Genomic DNA, 18264 nt, shown 5'->3' on the forward strand with positions numbered 1-18264 from the left:
ACGCCAGCGTGTCGAAGCGCGGATCATGCGTATCGTCTTTATGGGAACGCCCGACTTCGCCGTGCCGGCGCTCGACGCGCTGGTCGCCGCGGGTCATGACGTCGCCGCCGTCTATACCCAGCCACCCCGCCCCGGCGGACGGCGCGGGCGTGCGCTGGTGCCCTCCCCCGTGCAGGCGCGGGCCGAGGCACTAGGGATCGCCGTGCGGCATCCGGTGTCACTGCGCGGCGCGGAGGCGCAGGTCGAGTTCGCGGCACTGGCGGCGGATGTCGCGGTGGTCGCGGCCTATGGCCTGATCCTGCCGCAGGCGGTGCTGGACGCGCCGCGGCTGGGGTGTCTCAATATCCATGCCTCGCTGCTGCCGCGCTGGCGGGGGGCGGCGCCGATCCACCGCGCGATCCTGGCCGGGGATGCGGAGACGGGCGTCGGCATCATGCAGATGGAGGCCGGGCTCGATACCGGGCCGGTGCGTGCGGAGGCGCGGACGCGGTGTGCGGGCAAGACCACCGGGCATCTGACGCGCGAGCTCGCCGATCTGGGTGCCGCGCTGATGGTGAAGGTGTTGGGCGGTCTAGATCACTACCCGCCGGTCGCGCAGGACAGTGTGGGCGTGACCTATGCCGCGAAGATCGAGAAGGCGGAGACGCGCATCGACTTTTCGCGCTCCGCCGAGGTGATCGACCGGCAGATCGACGCCTTCCACCCTGCGCCCGGCGCGTTCTTCGAGTTTGAAGGCGAGCGCATCAAGATATTGCGCGCGGATATCGAGGATGGCGCGGGTCCGCCCGGTATGGTTCTCGACGACCGGCTGCTGATCGCCTGCGGGACCGATGCGATCCGGCCGTATCGCGTGCAGAAGGCCGGACGCGGCGAGATGAGCGTCGACGAGGTGCTGCGCGGCCTGCCCATCCCCGCCGGCACGCAGCTGTGACGCGCTTTGCGCTGACGGTCGAATATGACGGCCGGCCGTTCATGGGCTGGCAGCGGCAGGATCATGGGCCGAGCGTGCAGGGTGCGATCGAGGCGGCGGTGCTGGCCGTGACCGGCGAGACGGTCGCCGTCCATGCCGCCGGGCGAACCGACGCGGGCGTTCACGCGCGGGGGATGCGCGCGCACCTCGATGTCGCCAAGCCGCTGACGGCGTTCCGGCTGATGGAGGCGATCAACGCGCGGTTGCGGCCGGCGCCGGTGGCGGTCCTCGACTGCGTCGTCGTGGATGCGGATTTTCATGCCCGTTTTTCGTGCCTTGCGCGGCATTACGAATATCATATCGTAACACGGAGAGCACCGCTGACATGGGAGAAGGGGCTGGCGTGGCAGGTGCCCCGCCCGCTCGACGCGGAGGCGATGGCGGCGGCGGCGGCGGCGCTCGTCGGGCGGCATGACTTCACGACGTTCCGCTCGGCACATTGTCAGGCGGACAGCCCGCTGCGGACGCTCGACCGGCTCGACGTGTCACGGCACGACGACCGCATCGTCATCGCGGCGTCGGCGCGGTCGTTTCTCCACCATCAGGTGCGGTCGATGGTCGGATGTCTGGCGCTGGTCGGCGAAGGCAAATGGCCGGTCGCGCGCGTGGGCGAGGCGCTGGCGGCACGCGATCGCGCCGCGCTCGGGCTGAATGCGCCGAGCGACGGGCTTTATTTCATGCGCGCGGATTATCCGGACGCGTGAAGGCGGCGGCCAGTTCGACATGCGTCGACCAGGTGAATTGCCCGACCGGCTGGACCCATTCGAGCACATAGCCAGCCTCGCACAACATCTTCGCATCGCGCGCGAAGCTGCTGGGATTACATGAAACATAGGCGATGCGTGGAACGCTGGATTGCGCCAGCATCGCGATCTGCTCTCGCGCGCCGGCCCGTGGCGGATCGAGCACGATGGCGGCGAAGCGGTTCAGCTCGGCCGGGGCCAGCGGGCGGCGGAAGAGGTCGCGGTGGTCGGCGAAGACGGTCCGCCCCGCCGCCGTCGCTGCAGATTTCAGCGCCAGCGTCGCATCGCGCGCGCCCTCACCCGCGTAGATCTTGCCCGACAGCGCGAAGGTGAAGGTGCCGACGCCGGCGAACAGGTCGGCGATCACGCTCGCCTCACCGACGCCTTCACGAACCGCCGCGACCAGCGCCGCTTCGCCATGGTCGGTCGCCTGCATGAAGCCGCCGGGCGGAAATGCCACCGGGACGCCGCTTAGCGTGATCGTCGCCGGCTCGGGCTCCCACCGCGTCTGCGCGCCATAGCCGTCGTCGACCGACATTCGGGCGAGGCGATGACGTTCGGCGAAGGCGGTCAACTGCTCGGTCGCGGCAAGCGTATCCGCGACCGCGCCGCCGATCAGGACGTCGATGCCCTGATCGACCCGTGCGACATGCACGTCGATGCGCCGGCCCGCGGTCAGCACGCCGGCCAACAACGCGCGGAGCGGTGCGAGCAGCGCGAACAGTTCCGGCAGCAGAATGTGGCATTCGGCGAGATCGACGAGGCGGTGGCTGTTGTGCTCGGCAAAGCCGAGGATCAGGCGCTTGCCGATCCGCTCGGCATGCAGCGTCGCACGGCGCCGGGTGCGCGGCGGAGAGATGGTGGCAGGGCGGATCTCCGCCGTGAGCGCCTGCGCGGCGAGCGCGTCGCGCACGCGGTCCTCGACGAACGCGGCATAGCTGGCGTCGTCGAGATGCTGGAGCCGGCAGCCCCCGCAGGCCGGGAAATGACGGCATGGCGGATCGCGGTGGTGGGGGCCGGGCGTGACGACACCATCGGCGTCGAGCGTGTCGCCGGGGGCGGCAAAGGCAGCATGCCGACCGGTCGCGGTGACGCCATCGCCGCGCGCGGCGACGCGGAGGATCGACTCTACAGACATACGTCGAGCGCCTGTGGGACGTGTTCGACAAGACGATCGGCGGCAAGCGCCGGTCCCGCCAGCCCGGCCGCGCGGGCGTGGAGCCATGCCGCCGTCTCCGCCGGCATGAGATCGCCGGCCGCCATCCGCGCGGCGATCAGGCCGGCGAGTACGTCGCCGCTGCCCGCCGTCGCCAGCCACGGCGAGGCGGCGCTGGAGATCGTCACCCTGCCGTCCGGATGGGCGATCACCGTGTCGGCGCCCTTGTGGACGATCGTACAACCACAGGCGACAGCGGCGGCGAGCGTGCGCGTGATCTTGTCGCCGCCGCCACCGCCGAACAATCGGTCGAATTCTCCGCCATGCGGCGTCAGAATGGCATCGACGCCGGCCAGGCGCCCCACCCCGTCGCGGCCGAGCAGGCTCAGCGCATCGCCATCGACCACCAGGCGGCGGCCGCTCGCCAGTGCGGCGTCGAGCTTCCACCGCGCCGCGTCGTCGCGGCCGAGGCCGGGACCGATCAGCAGCGCGCCGACCCGTTCGTCGGCGAGCAGCGCGGCACCCAGCGGGCGCTGGACGAGCGCGTCGGGTAGGCCCGGCGTCCAGTCCGCGGCGAGCACGACATAGCCCGCTCCGGCCGCCATCGCCGCACGCGCGGCCAGGCGCGCGGCGCCGGGCATGGCGCCGCCGACCACCGCCACCATGCCGCGAGTAAACTTGTGGGCGTCGCGCCCTGGCGACGGGATGCGGGGGGTGTCGAGGGTGCGCCACGCCGTGTCGACCGGCACGCCGATGTCGGCGAGCAGCACATGGCCGCTCGCCCCAGCCCCTGCGCCGATCACGTGAACTGGCTTCAGCGCCGCCAGGGCGATGGTGACGTCGGCCCCCGCCCCGCCGAGATCGGTGCTGTCGTCGACGCCGAATCCGCTCGGCACGTCGATGGCGATGGTGAAGGCGTCGGCGCGCAGCCGCGCGAATTGTCGGGCCAGAGTGTCATCGAGCGGGCGCGACAGGCCGATACCGAACAGCCCGTCGATCAGGACGGGGCGCGGCGTGGCAGCGTCGAGCGTGGTGACTGCGCCTCCCCAGCCCGGCGGACACCTACCATCGATGGTCGCCAACGCGACATCGTGGCCGCGCGCGTTCAGGACCGACGCCGCAATCACCGCGTCGCCGCCGTTTCGGCCCGGACCGGCCAACACCAGAACCGGACGGCCGGCAGCAAGGCGCGCCACCTCGGTCGCCACCGCCGTCGCAGCGGTTTGCATCAACACGTCGGCGGCGATCCCAGAGGCGAAGACCCGCTCTTCGGCCGCCCGCATCGTGGCCGCGGTGACGATCGGCGCGCCGGCCGGAACGCGGCGCGTCATCGCGACGCTGGAACGAGATATGAACCAGTGCGCTTAAATATCTGCATAGACGTGGGTTTCCGCAGCAGCGCCCGGATGGGTCACTGCGCCGGCCCAGGCCGGGCCGACATTCTGCGCATAGCGCCAGAGCGCGCCCGATTGATAGTCGGTGCTGCGCGGCTGCCACGCCGCGCGACGCTCGGCCAGCACGGCGTCATCGACCAACAGGTCGATCGTGCCCTGCGTCGCGTCGATGCGAATTGTGTCGCCGTTCTGGACGAGCGCGATCGGGCCGCCCTCGGCCGCCTCCGGGCCGACATGGCCGATGCAAAAGCCGCGCGTTGCGCCAGAGAACCGACCGTCGGTGATGAGCGCGACCTTCTCACCCATACCGAGGCCATAGAGCGCGGCGGTGGTCGACAGCATCTCGCGCATGCCGGGACCACCTTTAGGTCCTTCGTAGCGGATCACGACGACCTCACCCTCGACGATGGCGCGATCCTCGACCGCGGCGAACGCGTCCTCCTCGCAGTCGAACACCCGCGCCGGCCCCTCGAACACCAGCCTACTCATGCCCGCGACCTTCACGATCGCGCCATTGGGAGCGAGGCTGCCGCGCAGACCGACGACGCCGCCGGTGGGGGTGATGGGGGTGCGGGCGTCGTAGATGACCCTTTGGTCGGGGTTCCACGTCACCTGATCGATGTTCTCGGCGAGCGTGCGACCGGTGACGGTCAGGCAATCGCCGTGCAGCAGCCCCTCCGACAGCAATGTCTTCATCAGCATGTAGACGCCGCCGGCCTCATACATATCCTTGGCGACATATTTACCGCCGGGTTTCAGATCCGCGCAGTAAGGTGTTGATCTGAATATCTCGGCTACGTCGAACAGGTCGAATTCGATCCCCGCTTCATGCGCCATCGCCGGCAGGTGGAGCGCGCCGTTGGTCGAGCCGCCTGTCGCCGCGACGATGCGCGTGGCGTTTTCGAACGCATCGCGCGTGCAGATGTCGCGCGGGCGGATGTTGCGGGCGATCAGCTCCATCACCTGCACGCCGGCGGCATGCGCGATCTGTTCTCGCGACGTGTAAGGTGCCGGCACCATGTTACTGTTCGGCAAGGACAAACCAATCGCCTCGCCGACACAGGCCATCGTGTTCGCGGTGTACTGCCCCCCACAGGCACCATGACCGGGACAGGCGACCTTCTCGAGAGCATGAACCTCTTCGATCGGACAGGCGTGGGCGGCATATTTGCCGACGATCTCGAACACGTCGACGACGGTAACATCGCGATCCTGATAGCGGCCGGGCAGGATCGACCCACCGTAGACGAAGATGCTGGGCACGTTCAGGCGGAGCATCGCCATCATCATGCCGGGTAACGATTTGTCGCACCCGGCGAAGCCGACGAGCGCGTCGTAGCAATGGCCGCGGACGCTGAGTTCGATCGAATCGGCGATGACCTCGCGGCTGACGAGGCTGGACTTCATGCCCTGATGCCCCATCGCGATGCCGTCGGTGACGGTAATGGTGTTGAAGCGTCGCGGCATGCCGCCACCCGCCTCGACCCCGCCGCGCGCGGCATCGGCCTGTGCGTCGAGCGTCGTGTTGCATGGCGCGCTGTCGTTGCCCGCCGACGCCAGCCCCACGAAGGGGCGAGCGATCTCTTCCTCGGTCAGCCCCATCGCGTAATAATAGCTGCGATGGGGCGCACGCTCCGGCCCGACGGAGACGTGGCGGCTCGGCAGGCGGGACTTGTCGAAAACGTTGCTCATGCGCGGCCTATGTCGCGGAAGGCGGGTTTTGCGCAAGTCCATTACGTCTCGCGGGGGTTGGCCGCGCTAACGTGTCGTGCGCGGCCTGTCGTGGAAGGCGAGCAGTCTGCGCGCGAAGCCGTCACCCCGGAACAGGCGGTCGAACGTGTCGGCGTGGCGCGCGTCAAGCGGATCGGCGAGCGTCGCCTTCAAGGCGGCCACGGCAGTGACATCGTTGTCGGCGATGAGGTCCGCCAGCCGTGCCGCTTCTTCGGTTGCGACCGGGTAGCGGATATCGGCGAGGCAGACGCGCCAGGCTTCGTCAGCGTCGATCGCTTCGGCGGTGAAGAGCATCTTGGTGGCCTGCCCCCGTCCCACCGTGGCGATCAGGCGGGCGATGTCGGCAGCGGGATAGGCGATGCCGAGCTTCGCCGGGGTAATGGCGAAGCGCGCGCCGTCACCGGCGATACGCAGATCGCAGGCGAGCGTCATAGCGACCGCTGCGCCGAAGCAGCTGCCATCGACCGCGGCGATGACGGGCATGGGGAGCGCGGCGATCGCCTCGATCGCTCTGCTCATCCGTGTTCGCAATCGGGTGCCGAAGCCGGAATCGCCGAGGCTCGCGGCCATCTCACCGAGGTCGGCACCGGCCGAGAAGAAACGCGGGTCGGCGGAGCGGATGATGACGGCGGACGGGCGGTCGGCGGCAAGCTGCCCGATAGCGGCGGCCAATTCGTCCCAGTGATTTAACGTAAAGGCATTCCCCGCGCTGCCGCGATCGAGCGTGAGCGTCGCGATGGCGCCGTCGTGGTCGACGCGGATCATGGGAAGGATGGCGCGCAGGCGAGCCGCTGGCCATCGGCGGACGTATCGCTCTCGGCGTTCGATCCGCTGCGGGCATAGTGCCGCGTCGATGTGGAGGAAGGATTGCCAGTCATGCCAAACGAGTCGCTAAACACCACCAGTCGGGGTGGTCGGACTGGATCGACTGCGCGGCGAGATCGCGGTCGATGTCGTTGTCGAACAAGGCGAAACAGGTCGCACCGGAGCCCGACATGCGCACGAAGGTCGCGGTTCCGGACGCGTCCAGCGCCGCGATGACATCGCCGATAACGGGCGCGACCGCCATCGCGGCAGCGGTGAGATCGTTGCGACCAGCGAGCGGGTCATCGGGCAATGGGCCGCGATCGATGCCGTCCCAGCGAGCGAAAACGTCGCGCGTGGACACCGCGACGCCGGGGTTCACGAGCAAGACCGGACGAGAGGATAGGCCAGCAAGTGGCTGCAATCGCTCGCCCCTACCCCGCCCGATCGTCGCCCGGCCGTCGAGGCAGGCCGGTATGTCCGAACCCAGATCGGCGGCGATAGCGAACAGGCGAGGATCGTTGGCGGCGACGCCGGCGATCCGGGCGCAGGCGCGCAGCATCGCGGCGGCGTCGGCGGAGCCTCCGCCGATTCCCGAGGCGACGGGGAGATTCTTGGTCAGACGGATGGCGAAAGTCGGGAGCGTCGCAATGTGGCGTTCGAAGGCGACACGAGCGCGAGAAACGAGGTTGTCATCGCCCGGTGAGAGATGACGCCCGAACGGTCCGTCGATCTCGAAACTGGGCTCCGCGGCCGGCGTCACCGTCAAAACGTCGCCGTCGCGGACGAAGGCGAACACGGTTTCGAGCTCGTGATAGCCGTCCGCGCGGCGGGCGCGGACGTGGAGCGCGAGGTTGAGCTTCGCGGGCGCCGGTTCGGTGATCGTCGTCATGTCAGTCGGCGATGCCCTGCGCGATCTTCGCGGTCAGGCGGGTGAGGTCGGCAGGCTCGGCTTCGACCGCAGCGGCGCGCCAGGCGTAGCGCGCCTCGTACCGGCGACCGAGCGCCCAATAGACATCGCCGAGATGTTCGTTGATCGTGGTGTCGCCCGGCGCCTGGCGCGCGGCCTTCTCCAGCAGGACGGCACCCTTGGCGGTCTGGCCGCTGCGGTGCCAGGCCCAGCCGAGCGAATCGGCGATGTTGGGATCGTCCGGTTCGAGCCGCACGGCGCGTTCGAGCAGCTGGCGGGCGGCGGCGATGTTCTCGCCACGCTCGACCTGCGCATAGCCGAGATAGTTGAGCGCCAGCGGCTGATCGGGGGCGAGCGCGACCGCCCGGGCAAGCGCGGTGCGGGCCTCGTCCCAACGGCCGGCTTCGTCCAGTGCGCCGCCCTGTTGCAGGTAGAGCGACCAGTCGGCCCCTGCCCCGGCCCGCGCGATGGCGGTGGCGTAGACGGTCGCGGCCTCGTCGTTGCGGCCCGACGCGGCCAGCAGGTCGGCGAGACGCTGGGCATCGGCGGCGGTGGCGCCGGGCGCGATCGCGAGCGGGCGGGCCGCGGCGATCGCGTCGTCGGTCCGGCCCGCGCGGTTGAGAATGGTGACGCGGAGCGACGCGGCCTCGCCCGCGCTCTCGCTGCGCCGGCCGATCCGATCCAGCAGCGACAGCGCGTTCATCGGATCGCGGGAGCGCGCGAGTGCCTCGGCCAGGATCAGCCGCGCACGATCGTCGTCGCGGTCGAGGATCAGCGCGGCGCGGGTCAGCGTGACGGCGAGCGTCGCGGCCTCGCTGCCGAGGATGTCGCGCCCCAGCCGGTCGAACAGGCGGGCGAGGCCGTGAGCAGCACCGGCACGCTGCTTACCGACCCGGTCGCGCAATCCCGCGAGCGCTGGCGTGTCACCGGCGAGCAAGGCGGCGGCATCCGCATCGCGGCCACGCCCGCGCAGCAGTTCCGCGGCGGCGAGGCGGAATTCGAGGTTGCCGGCATTGGCGGTCAGGATCGCGCGGATCTGCGCCAATCCCTCGTCCACCCGGTCGCCGCCGATCAGCAGCAGCGCGCGGGTTTCGTCGGCGAAGCGGCGGCCGATCGGGTTGCCGCCGTCGCCATCGGGCAGCAGTGCGAGCGGATCGGAGCCCTTGCGCCCGAACGCGATCCAGGCGCGGACGGAGGGCGCGAGGAAGTCGAGCGTACTCTTGCCCAGCGCATCCGCCGCCGCATCGGCCGCGTCCCAGCGCTTCGCGGCAACCGCGTCGGCGAGCGCGATCAGCGCGGTGTCGCCGGGCGCGACGCCCGCCGCATGCAACGTCGCGATCGAGCGGCGAACGAGCGGCATGTCGCCGGCCGCCAGCGCCTCCCGATACGCACGCGCGGCGACGACCGGGTTGCCGGGCGCACCGGCGAGCGCGGTGGCGTAGGCCGGGGCGGCAATGTCGCTGCGGTTGTCGGCGTCGGCAGCGCGGGCGCGGACGTAGGCGGCGAGGGCTTCGGGAGTTTCCGGGCGGATAGTGTGGGATTTTCTGGGCGCTTGCTGTGACGAAGTGGTTTGGATGCCGGCAACCGCACCACTCCGTTCACCACGAACGCTTTGGGTGAGGTTCGATCCACCACCTGATAACGCCGCACCTGATACCGGCGACGCCGCCAGCAACAGCAGCGCCGCGGCGACGCTACATGTTCGGATAGTTCGGGCCACCGCCGCCCTCCGGCACCACCCAGTTGATGTTCTGCGTCGGGTCCTTGATGTCGCACGTCTTGCAGTGGACGCAGTTCTGCGCGTTGATGACGAACTTGGGGTCGCTGGTCTCTTCGCCCACGATCTCGTACACACCGGCCGGGCAGTATCGCTGGGCAGGCTCGTCGAACATCGGCAGGTCGTAGGCGACCGGGATATCGGGATCGCGCAGGGTGAGGTGGACGGGCTGATCCTCCTCGTGATTGGTGTTCGACAGAAACACCGAGGACAGTCGGTCGAAGCTCAGCTTCCCGTCGGGCTTCGGATAGGCGATCGGCTCGACCATATCCTTGCGCCACAGCGTCTCGTTGTCCGGCGTGTGATGGAGCGTGAAGGGCAGCTTCAGCCCCCAGCTTTCCAGCCACATCGTGACATTCGCAAGGCCGGAGCCGACGAAATCGCCAAACTTCTTGACCAGCGGAACGACGTTGCGGACCTGCGAAAGCTCGGTCTTCACCCAGCTCGCCTCGAACGCTTCCGGGTAAGCGGTCAGCTCGTCATGCTCGCGCCCGGCCTGCACTGCGATAAACGCAGCTTCGGCGGCCATCATGCCCGATTTCATCGCGGTATGCGTGCCCTTGATCCGCGGCACGTTCAGGAAGCCTGCCGAGCAGCCGATCAGCGCCCCGCCGGGGAAGACGAGCTTCGGGATGGATTGCAGGCCCCCGTCGTTGATCGCGCGGGCGCCGTAGGAGACGCGCTTGCCGCCCTCAAGGATCGCGGCGATGTCGGGATGGGTCTTCCACCGCTGCATCTCCTGAAACGGCGAGAGATAGGGGTTGGAATAGTTGAGCCACGTGACGAAGCCCAATGCCACCTGACCGTTCGCCTGATGATAGAGGAAGCCGCCGCCGTTCGACCCGCGCGTTTCGTTGAGCGGCCAGCCCTGCGTATGGATCACACGACCGGGGACGTGCTTGTCGGGCGCGATGTCCCACAATTCCTTGATGCCGAGACCATAGATCTGTGGATCGCTGTCCTTCGCGAGGTCGAAATTGCGGATCAGTTCCTTGGTCAGGTGGCCGCGCACGCCCTCCGCCAGAAACACGTATTTCGCGTGGAGTTCGAGGCCGGGCTGGTAATCAGGCTTGCGCGTGCCATCGCGGGCGACGCCCATGTCGCCGGTGGCGACGCCCTTCACCGCGCCATTTTCGTCGAACAGCACTTCGGCGGCGGCGAAGCCGGGGAAGATCTCGACGCCCAGCTCCTCCGCCTTGCCCGCCAGCCAGCGGCACAGATTGCCGAGGCTGCCGGTGTACGTCCCCTTGTTGTGCATGAAGCCGGGAGTGATGAAGTGCGGGACGTTGCTTTTCTTGGTCTTCGACAGCAGCCAGTGCTGGTTGTCGGTGACCGGCACTTCAGCGAGCGGACAGCCGTCGTCGCGCCAGTCGGGCAGCAGCTCGTCGAGCGAGCGCGGATCGATGACCGCGCCCGACAGGATGTGCGCGCCGACCTCCGACCCCTTTTCCAGCACGCACACGGCCAGCTCGCCGCCGCTTTCGTTCGCCAGCTGCTTCAGCCGGATCGCCGCCGACAGGCCCGCCGGGCCCGCCCCGACGATCACCACGTCATAGGGCATGGACTCGCGTTCGGACATCTTCACCGTCTCCCAGCCTGCGCCTGAATGCGATCAACCAACGCGCGGACACCGTCCGTCGTCGCATCGCCGCACCATCTTGTCTCCCAAATCGGTTCGGGCAGATTGACGGCCACGTCAAGTCAGTGCCTTGACGGCATGCGATGGGGGCCGATCAGCATCACGACTGGCGCGAGATGGCGGCGAGCACGCTCGACTGGTGGCGCGATGCCGGGGTCGACGTTCTGGTCGAGGATTGCCCACGCGACTGGACGGTCGATCCCGCCCCGCCCCGTGCGCCCGCGAACCAGCCGGTCGCCGTAGCGGCGGCGGCACCGGCCGCGCCCGCGTTCGTCCTGCCCGACACGCTCGATGCCTTCCTCGTCTGGCGGATGGGCGACGAGGCGCCGGAGGCCGGGCGTGGCGACCCTGTCGCTCCAGAGGGCGATGCGGCGAGCGACCTGATGATCGTCGTCGAATGCCCCGGCGCGTCGGCGATGCTGGACGAGGATAGCGGTCGGCTGTTCGACCGGATACTTGCGGCGATCGGGCGGACGCGGGCTTCGGTTTATGTCGCCGCCCTCACTCGCTGTCGCCCCATCACCGGTCGGGTGGCGTCTGAGAGCGAGGCCGAACTGGCGACCATCTTGCGGCATCACGTCGCGCTGGTGCGGCCGAAAGCGGTGCTGGCGCTGGGGACGGCGGTGAGCCGTGCGCTGGGCGCGACGGATGGGGAACCGCAACGCGGAAATTTGGTGCGTATTAACCTAAACGGGCAGACGGTGGATGTGGTGGCAAGCTATCACCCGCGCACGCTGCTCGATCGGCCCGCGATGAAGGCTGCCGCCTGGAAGGATCTGCAATTGCTGATGGAGGGATTGCGCTGATGCGCTCCGCGTTTCTGATCGCCGCCGCCGTTCTGGCGCTGCCGACCGCCGCCTCCGCCGCCGATGGCGTGGATGGAGCACCGGTCGCCGATCCGCCCGCCACCGTTGCCGCGACCGATCCGGACACGCGTTTCCCCACCCTGTCGTCCGCCCCGCGCGGCGACGGCATTCCCGATCAGCTCGATGGCGAGCAGCGTGCTGCCTATCGCGCGGTATTCGCGAGCATCCGTGGCCAGCGTTGGGCCGATGCGCAGTTGCAGCTCGATGCGATGAAGCCCGGACCGCTCCACGCGATCGCGCGGGCGGAGATGTTCACGGCGAAGGGCTCGCCCAAGGCGACGCTCGAGCCACTGCTGGCACTGCTGGCCGAGGCACCTGAACTGCCGCAGGCGGCGCAGATCGCGAAGCTGGCGAAGTCACGCGGTGCCGAGAGCCTGCCGATGCTGCCGATCGAGCAGCGGCTGATCTGGGTCGATGGCGCGCCCAATCGCCTGCGCGCCGCGACGATCCGCAGCGATGCCGCCGCCGCCGCGCTGTCGGTGGCGATGCAGCCGCTCATCAAGGAGGATCGCGGAGCCGAGGCCGAGGCGCTGGTCGAGAGCAAGGCGGGCCTGCTGACGCCCGAGGCGCTGATCGAGTGGCGGCAGCGGGTGGCGTGGATTCACTATGTCGACGGCGACGATGCCTCGGCGCGACGCGTCGCGGCGCTGGCGCAGGCCGGCAGCGGCGACTGGGCGGCGCAGGCCGACTGGGTCGCCGGGCTGTCGGCGTGGCGGTCGAAGGATTTCGCGGGCGCCAGCGCGGCCTTCGCCAGCGTGGCACGCCGCGCGAGCGACGCCGACATGCGCGCGGCGGGCCTGTTCTGGACCTCGCGCGCCGACATGGCGTCGGGCCGCGCCGACCTGGTGCAGGCGCGGTTGCAGAGCGCGGCGCAGTTTCCCGAGACCTTCTATGGCCAGCTCGCACGTCAGTCGCTGGGCGTGACCAGCCCGATCGCGGGATCGGGCGAGAAGACCACGGCCGAGGACTGGCGCGACCTGTCGCGGCGCCCGAACGTGCGTGTCGCCGCCGCGCTGGTCGAAATTGGCGAGACGGAGGCGGCGGACGAGGTGTTGCGCCAGCAGGCCAAGATCGGCGACCGCGGCGAATATGACGCGTTGACCCGGCTGGCCGGGCGGCTCGACCTGCCGGCGACGCAGCTGTGGCTGTCGCACAATTGCCCGCCGGGTGCCGCGCCGCGGATGACCTCGCGCTATCCGACGCCGAACTGGACGCCCGACGGCGGCTGGCGCGTCGACAAGGCGCTGGTCTATGCCCACACGCTGCAGGAATCACGCTTCCGGATCGGTGTCGTCAGCCCGGCCGGCGCCTACGGCCTGATGCAGATCATGCCGGCGGCGGCGAGCGATATCGCGCGGGCCAAGGGGCTGTCGGCGATCGACCGCTCGGCGCTGACCCGCCCCTCCACCAACATCGAAGTCGGGCAGAGCTATCTCGAGAAGCTGCGCGACCAGCCGGCGACCGGCGGGCTGCTGCCCAAGGTTATCGCGGCGTACAACGCCGGGCCGCTGCCGGTGGGGACATGGAATGCGCGGATGAAGGATGGCGGCGATCCGCTGCTCTACATCGAGAGCATCCCCTATTGGGAGACGCGCGGCTACGTCATGACGGTGCTGCGCAACTACTGGATGTACGAGGGGCAGGCCGGTAAGACCTCGACCAGCCGCGCCGCGCTGGCGCAGGGGCTGTGGCCGAAGTTCCCGGGCATGACCGGCGCGCGATCGGTGCGCGTGTCCTCCAGCGGAGCGCCGGGCGCGATCACGCGTGCCAATTGAGGAGAGCGTCGCGTTCCGCCCCGTGCGGATCGCGGTGCTGACGATATCGGACACGCGCGGGGCGACGGACGATCGGTCGGGCGATACTCTGGTCGCTCGGATCGAGGGTGCCGGTCACGTGCTGGCCGACCGCGCGATCGTGCGCGACGACAGCGACGTCATCGTCGCGCGGCTGCATGGCTGGATCGACGATCCCGCCATCGACTGCATCATCACCACCGGCGGCACCGGCGTGACCGGGCGCGACGTGACGCCCGAGGCGGTCGAGCGAGTGGCGGACAAGATGATCCCGGGCTTCGGCGAACTCTTCCGCTGGCTGAGCTATGCCAAGATCGGCACCTCTACCATCCAGTCACGCGCCTGCGCCGGGGTGGCGCGCGGCACCTATATCTTCGCGCTGCCGGGATCGACGGGGGCGGTGAAGGACGGGTGGGACGATATCCTGTCGTCCCAGCTGGATGTGCGCCACCGACCGTGCAACTTCGTCGAGCTGATGCCGCGGTTGATGGAACGGTAGCGGGGGATCCCAATTCGTCCGCCGTACTGCACCCCTCGAAGCACCGGTTTGCGAATCGCTAGACGATACCGCTCGAACTCCCCTCCTCCGCTCGTGCTAAGCCTGCGGAATAGGGTCGCCGTCAGAAACTCGCGCCATCCACCTTCTGTATCTCCAGCGCATCGAGGTCGAGGTCCGGCTCGCACCGAAGATTCACCGCCGCCGTGGCTGCGCCGTCCGGCGTCTTGCCCGCCGCGAACGGCTGCGCACCGCAGATGGTGCAGAAGCGGTGCGTGATCGCATGGCGGTTGAAGTGATAGTCGGTCAGCGACTCCTCACCCCGCGTCACCGCGAAGACATCGCCGGGGACGAAGGTCAGCAGGAACCCCTTGCGCCGACAGTGCGAGCAGTTGCAGCTCATCGCCGTCGTCGGCGGCTCCATGTCGACCGTGAACGCCACCGCGCCGCAGTGGCAGCTTCCGCTATAGGCCATTCCGCCCCCCCCTACTTCGTACCGGCGGGCTTCGCCGCCGCGCGCTTCTCGGTCAGGAACTTGTCGAGCTCGCCGTCCATCACCTGATACCAGTCGACCCAGTCGGCGAACTGCGCCTGCGTCATCTTGCCGACGCCGGTGACATCCATCGACAGCGCGAGGTCGCCGTCCTTGTCGATGCGCACCTTCAGGAAACGCTTGGACGCATTCCAGTCGTTGGCCAGCTGGACGGTGTAGAGCGGCTCCTTCTTGAAATAGCCGTAGAACTGGAACGAGCCGCAGGCCTTCGCCTTCTCGCAGCCGTAGAATTCGATCGTGAAGGGCGATCCGTTGGCGGCACTGACGATATAGGGTTCGCCCTCGGCATTGGTCTTCAGCTCGGCCTTGTAGCCCGCTTCCTTAAGCGCACCCGCGATCGTCGCCGGATCGGTCGCGTCGAACAATTTGTCCTGCGCCGCCGCCGGCACCGCCAGCAGCGCGAGCGCGGCCGCCATCATCATCCGTGTCATGAAGCCCCCTTCGTGTATCTTCGGGCGATACTGCATCGAACGATGCGCCATGTCGATAGATGTTCCGCATATGTTCTGCTATGACGAGTCGCATGCCGGCGATGAAGCCCCGCGCCGTCCGTGGCGCCACATCCAATGCGGAGAGCGCCCGCTTCGCCCTACCCGCGCGCGCGACGGACGGCGACTGGCTGGATGCGCGCGAGGCGTTGGACGGCGCCCCGCCCCAGCTGCGCACCAGCGTGACGGTGGAGCGCGCGAAGACGATCGTTTCGTACAACACATCGCCCGACGTGCCGTTCGACCGGTCGGTAAACCCGTATCGCGGCTGCGAGCATGGCTGCATCTACTGCTTCGCGCGCCCCAGCCACGCGTTTCACGACCTGTCCCCGGGGCTGGATTTCGAGACGAAGCTGTTCGCCAAGCCCGATGCGCCCGACCTGCTGCGCGCGGCGATCGGCAAGCCGGATTATGTCTGCCGGCCGATCGCGTTCGGGACCAACACCGATCCATATCAGCCGATCGAGAGCGACTGGCGGATCACCCGCGCCTGTCTGGAGGTGCTGGCCGAACACGACCATCCGGTGACGATCACGACCAAGTCGGACCGGGTGGTGCGCGACATCGACGTGCTGGGCGGCATGGCGGCGAAGGGATTGGCCGCCGTCATGGTGTCGGTGACGTCGCTCGACCCCCGCATCGCGATGACGCTGGAGCCGCGTGCGACGACGCCGGAGCGGCGGCTGAAGGCGATCGCGGCGCTGTCGGGGGCGGGGATACCGACGCACATCTCGATCTCGCCCGTCATTCCGGCGATCACCGATCACGAGATGGAGCATCTGATCGCGCGCGGCGCTTCGGCGGGGGCTTATGCCGCGTCGTATATCCCCGTGCGGCTGCCGTGGGAGGTCGCGCCGCTGTTCGAGGAATGGCTGGAGACGCATTTCCCCGATCGCCGCGCGCGGGTGATGGCGATCATCGCGTCGTTGCGTGACGGGCGGCGCAACGATCGGGCGTTCTTCACCCGGATGCAGGGGAGCGGGCCGTGGGCGGACTTGTTGCGGACGCGGTTCCGGATCGCGTGTCGTAAAGCCGGGCTGGATGGGGATCGGGTGACGCTCAGGACGGACCTGTTCCGGCGGCCTGCGGGCGCGCAGGGGGAGTTGTTTTAGGAAGGAGGGAATGGCTCATGCAAAGGCGCGAAGGATCGGTCGCGCGGAGACGTAAAGACGCGGAGACTGTCTCGCGCGCGGCGGCGCGCCTCCCGCTACTACCGCGCTATGGTTCCGATGCGTTGAGATGAAGCTGCCGGCGCAGCAAGCGCTCCGTCTCTGCGCCTCCGCGCGAACTAATCTCTTCTCTTCTCTTCTCTTCGCGCCTGCGCGCCTTTGCGTGAACCCATGCCTTTCTAAGCCGCCGCCAGCCGGAAGTCGCGATACTTCGCCCGGATCGCCGTCTTGAGCAGCTTGCCCGTCGCCGTGTGCGGTAGGTCATCGACGAAGTGGATTTCGTCGGGCAACCACCATTTCGCAACATGCGCGGACAGGTGCGCCTGGATCGCATCGGCAGTCACGTCGCTGCCGGATTTGCGCACCACCAGCAGGATCGGGCGTTCGTCCCACTTCGGATGCGCGACGCCGATCGCCGCGGCTTCGGCGACGCCGGGACAGCCGACCGCAGCGTTTTCGAGCTCGACCGAGCTGATCCACTCGCCGCCCGATTTGATGACGTCCTTCGCGCGGTCGGTGATCTGCATCGTGCCGTCAGGGTGGAGGATAGCGACGTCGCCGGTGTCGAACCAGCCGTCGGGCGTAGTGCAGTCGGCCTCGCCCTTGAAATAGCGCTGGACGATCCACGGACCCCGGATCTGCAATCGGCCCGAGGCGACGCCATCGCGCGGCAGTTCCACGTCGGCGTCGTCCATGATGCGCAGTTCGACGCCGAACGGCACGCGCCCCTGCTTCACCGTCACGTCGACGCGTTCGTCGAACGACAGCTCGTCCCAGTTGGGACTCGGCGCGCCCATCGTGCCGATCGGGGAGGTCTCGGTCATGCCCCAGGCGTGATTGACCCGCACGCCCATGCGCATGATGCGTTCGATCATCGCGCGCGGCGCGGCCGATCCGCCGATGGTGACGACGCGCAGATGCTTCGGCGCCTCCCCGCCCGCATCCATATGGCCGAACATCGCGAGCCAGACGGTGGGGACGCCGGCGGTGTGCGTCACCTTCTCGACGTTCATCAACTCGCACAGCACGCGCGGATCGTTGACGGCGGAGAAGACGATCTTGATCCCCGCCGCCGCCCCCGCGAACGGCAGGCCCCAGCCGACCGCGTGGAACATCGGCACGACCGGCAGCACGACCGCGGTCGCATCCAGATCGAACACCGCGGGTTGCAACTCCGCCATCGCGTGGATCATCGTCGAGCGGTGGGTATAGAGGACACCCTTCGGATTGCCCGTCGTGCCGCTGGTATAGCACAGCAGGCAAGGTTCGCGCTCCGGCCCCTCGACCCACGCATAGTCACCGTCCTCGGCCTGCAACAGCGCGTCGAACGCGCCATCGTCGAAGCAGACATAGTGGCGGATTGTCGTCCACTGCGGCTTCATCCGCTCGACGATCGGCGCGAAGGCCGCGTCGTAGAGCAGCACCCGATCCTCGGCATGGTTGGCAATATAAGCGAGCTGATCGTCGAACAGCCGCGGGTTGATGGTGTGGACGACGCCGCCCATGCCGATGACGCCGTACCAGGCGATCAGGTGGCCGGCGTGGTTCATCGCGAGCGTCGCGACGCGCTCACCGGGCCGCACCCCCAGCCGCTCCAGCGCCTGCGCTAGACGGCGTGCGTCGCGGTGGATGCCGGCCCAGTCGGTGCGCGTCTCGCGCCCGTCGGCCCAGCGGGTCACGATCTCCCGCGTTCCGTGTTCGCGCCGCGCATGATCGAGCAGGCGGGGCACGCGCAGCTCGATATCCTGCATCGTACCCAGTGGTTCCTGCATCGA

The 18264-nt window shown here is 68.8% G+C and carries 16 protein-coding genes; 6 read left to right on the forward strand and 10 right to left on the reverse strand.

What is annotated here, in order from left to right:
- Nucleotides 1–25: 25 nt before the first annotated feature.
- Together fmt and truA are read left to right on the forward strand one after the other, a co-directional pair.
- Nucleotides 26–931 carry a methionyl-tRNA formyltransferase gene (gene fmt, locus ACX40P_RS08825; protein WP_459125936.1) on the forward strand — a complete coding sequence of 302 codons (906 nt, stop codon included), beginning with the start codon at nucleotides 26–28 and terminating at the stop codon, nucleotides 929–931.
- Nucleotides 928–1674: a tRNA pseudouridine(38-40) synthase TruA gene (truA, locus tag ACX40P_RS08830; protein WP_459125937.1), complete on the forward strand. Its 747-nt coding sequence runs from the start codon at nucleotides 928–930 to the stop codon at nucleotides 1672–1674. The genes fmt and truA overlap by 4 nt, the downstream gene beginning before the upstream one ends.
- Here truA and ACX40P_RS08835 read toward each other — a convergent pair.
- The 7 genes from ACX40P_RS08835 to ACX40P_RS08865 all read right to left on the reverse strand — a co-directional run bounded on the left by ACX40P_RS08835 (nucleotide 1646) and on the right by ACX40P_RS08865 (nucleotide 11064).
- Nucleotides 1646–2851, reverse strand: coding sequence for a class I SAM-dependent RNA methyltransferase (locus tag ACX40P_RS08835; protein WP_459125938.1), 1206 nt, complete (start codon nucleotides 2849–2851; stop codon nucleotides 1646–1648). The genes truA and ACX40P_RS08835 overlap by 29 nt on opposite strands.
- A complete protein-coding gene (locus ACX40P_RS08840; protein WP_459125939.1) occupies nucleotides 2842–4200 on the reverse strand; it encodes an NAD(P)H-hydrate dehydratase in 1359 nt (452 codons plus the stop codon). The genes ACX40P_RS08835 and ACX40P_RS08840 overlap by 10 nt, the downstream gene beginning before the upstream one ends.
- A gap of 33 nt (nucleotides 4201–4233) precedes the next feature.
- Entirely contained in the window at nucleotides 4234–5955 is a 1722-nt protein-coding gene (gene ilvD, locus ACX40P_RS08845) for a dihydroxy-acid dehydratase (RefSeq protein ID WP_459125940.1), read from the reverse strand.
- Nucleotides 5956–6021: 66 nt separating this feature from the next.
- A complete protein-coding gene (locus ACX40P_RS08850) occupies nucleotides 6022–6759 on the reverse strand; it encodes an enoyl-CoA hydratase/isomerase family protein (RefSeq protein WP_459125941.1) in 738 nt (245 codons plus the stop codon).
- A gap of 109 nt (nucleotides 6760–6868) precedes the next feature.
- Nucleotides 6869–7690, reverse strand: a complete 822-nt coding sequence (locus ACX40P_RS08855) for a 4-(cytidine 5'-diphospho)-2-C-methyl-D-erythritol kinase (protein WP_459125942.1) — start codon at nucleotides 7688–7690, stop codon at nucleotides 6869–6871.
- 1 nt (nucleotide 7691) lies between these two features.
- Nucleotides 7692–9428: a tetratricopeptide repeat protein gene (locus ACX40P_RS08860; RefSeq protein ID WP_459125943.1), complete on the reverse strand. Its 1737-nt coding sequence runs from the start codon at nucleotides 9426–9428 to the stop codon at nucleotides 7692–7694.
- Nucleotides 9403–11064: an electron transfer flavoprotein-ubiquinone oxidoreductase gene (locus ACX40P_RS08865; RefSeq protein ID WP_459125944.1), complete on the reverse strand. Its 1662-nt coding sequence runs from the start codon at nucleotides 11062–11064 to the stop codon at nucleotides 9403–9405. The genes ACX40P_RS08860 and ACX40P_RS08865 overlap by 26 nt, the downstream gene beginning before the upstream one ends.
- Before the next feature lie 143 nt (nucleotides 11065–11207).
- On the opposite strand from ACX40P_RS08865, the gene ACX40P_RS08870 reads away from it, so the two are divergent.
- The 3 genes from ACX40P_RS08870 to moaB are packed head-to-tail and all read left to right on the forward strand — an operon-like array spanning nucleotide 11208 to nucleotide 14282.
- Complete coding sequence (locus ACX40P_RS08870; RefSeq protein WP_459125945.1) at nucleotides 11208–11930, forward strand: uracil-DNA glycosylase; 723 nt, start codon at nucleotides 11208–11210, stop codon at nucleotides 11928–11930.
- Nucleotides 11930–13765 carry a lytic transglycosylase domain-containing protein gene (locus ACX40P_RS08875; RefSeq protein WP_459125946.1) on the forward strand — a complete coding sequence of 612 codons (1836 nt, stop codon included), beginning with the start codon at nucleotides 11930–11932 and terminating at the stop codon, nucleotides 13763–13765. Before ACX40P_RS08870 ends, ACX40P_RS08875 begins: the two co-directional genes overlap by 1 nt.
- The gene (gene moaB / locus ACX40P_RS08880) at nucleotides 13755–14282 is read left to right on the forward strand and encodes a molybdenum cofactor biosynthesis protein B (protein WP_459125947.1); all 528 of its coding nucleotides are present in this window, start codon (nucleotides 13755–13757) and stop codon (nucleotides 14280–14282) included. Before ACX40P_RS08875 ends, moaB begins: the two co-directional genes overlap by 11 nt.
- Before the next feature lie 121 nt (nucleotides 14283–14403).
- Here the strand turns inward: moaB and ACX40P_RS08885 are convergent, their stop codons facing one another.
- Nucleotides 14404–14754, reverse strand: coding sequence for a GFA family protein (locus ACX40P_RS08885; protein WP_459125948.1), 351 nt, complete (start codon nucleotides 14752–14754; stop codon nucleotides 14404–14406).
- A gap of 11 nt (nucleotides 14755–14765) precedes the next feature.
- Entirely contained in the window at nucleotides 14766–15263 is a 498-nt protein-coding gene (locus tag ACX40P_RS08890; protein WP_459125949.1) for a YbjN domain-containing protein, read from the reverse strand.
- Nucleotides 15264–15355: 92 nt separating this feature from the next.
- Here ACX40P_RS08890 and ACX40P_RS08895 point away from each other — a divergent pair, with 92 nt between their 5' ends.
- Nucleotides 15356–16432, forward strand: coding sequence for a PA0069 family radical SAM protein (locus ACX40P_RS08895; protein WP_459126049.1), 1077 nt, complete (start codon nucleotides 15356–15358; stop codon nucleotides 16430–16432).
- A 236-nt stretch (nucleotides 16433–16668) separates the two neighbouring features.
- On the opposite strand, the gene ACX40P_RS08900 is transcribed toward ACX40P_RS08895, so the two are convergent.
- Nucleotides 16669–18261: a long-chain fatty acid--CoA ligase gene (locus ACX40P_RS08900; RefSeq protein WP_459125950.1), complete on the reverse strand. Its 1593-nt coding sequence runs from the start codon at nucleotides 18259–18261 to the stop codon at nucleotides 16669–16671.
- Between the last annotated feature and the right edge of the window lie 3 nt (nucleotides 18262–18264).

It is taken from the genome of Sphingomonas sp. RS2018, from assembly GCF_054489605.1.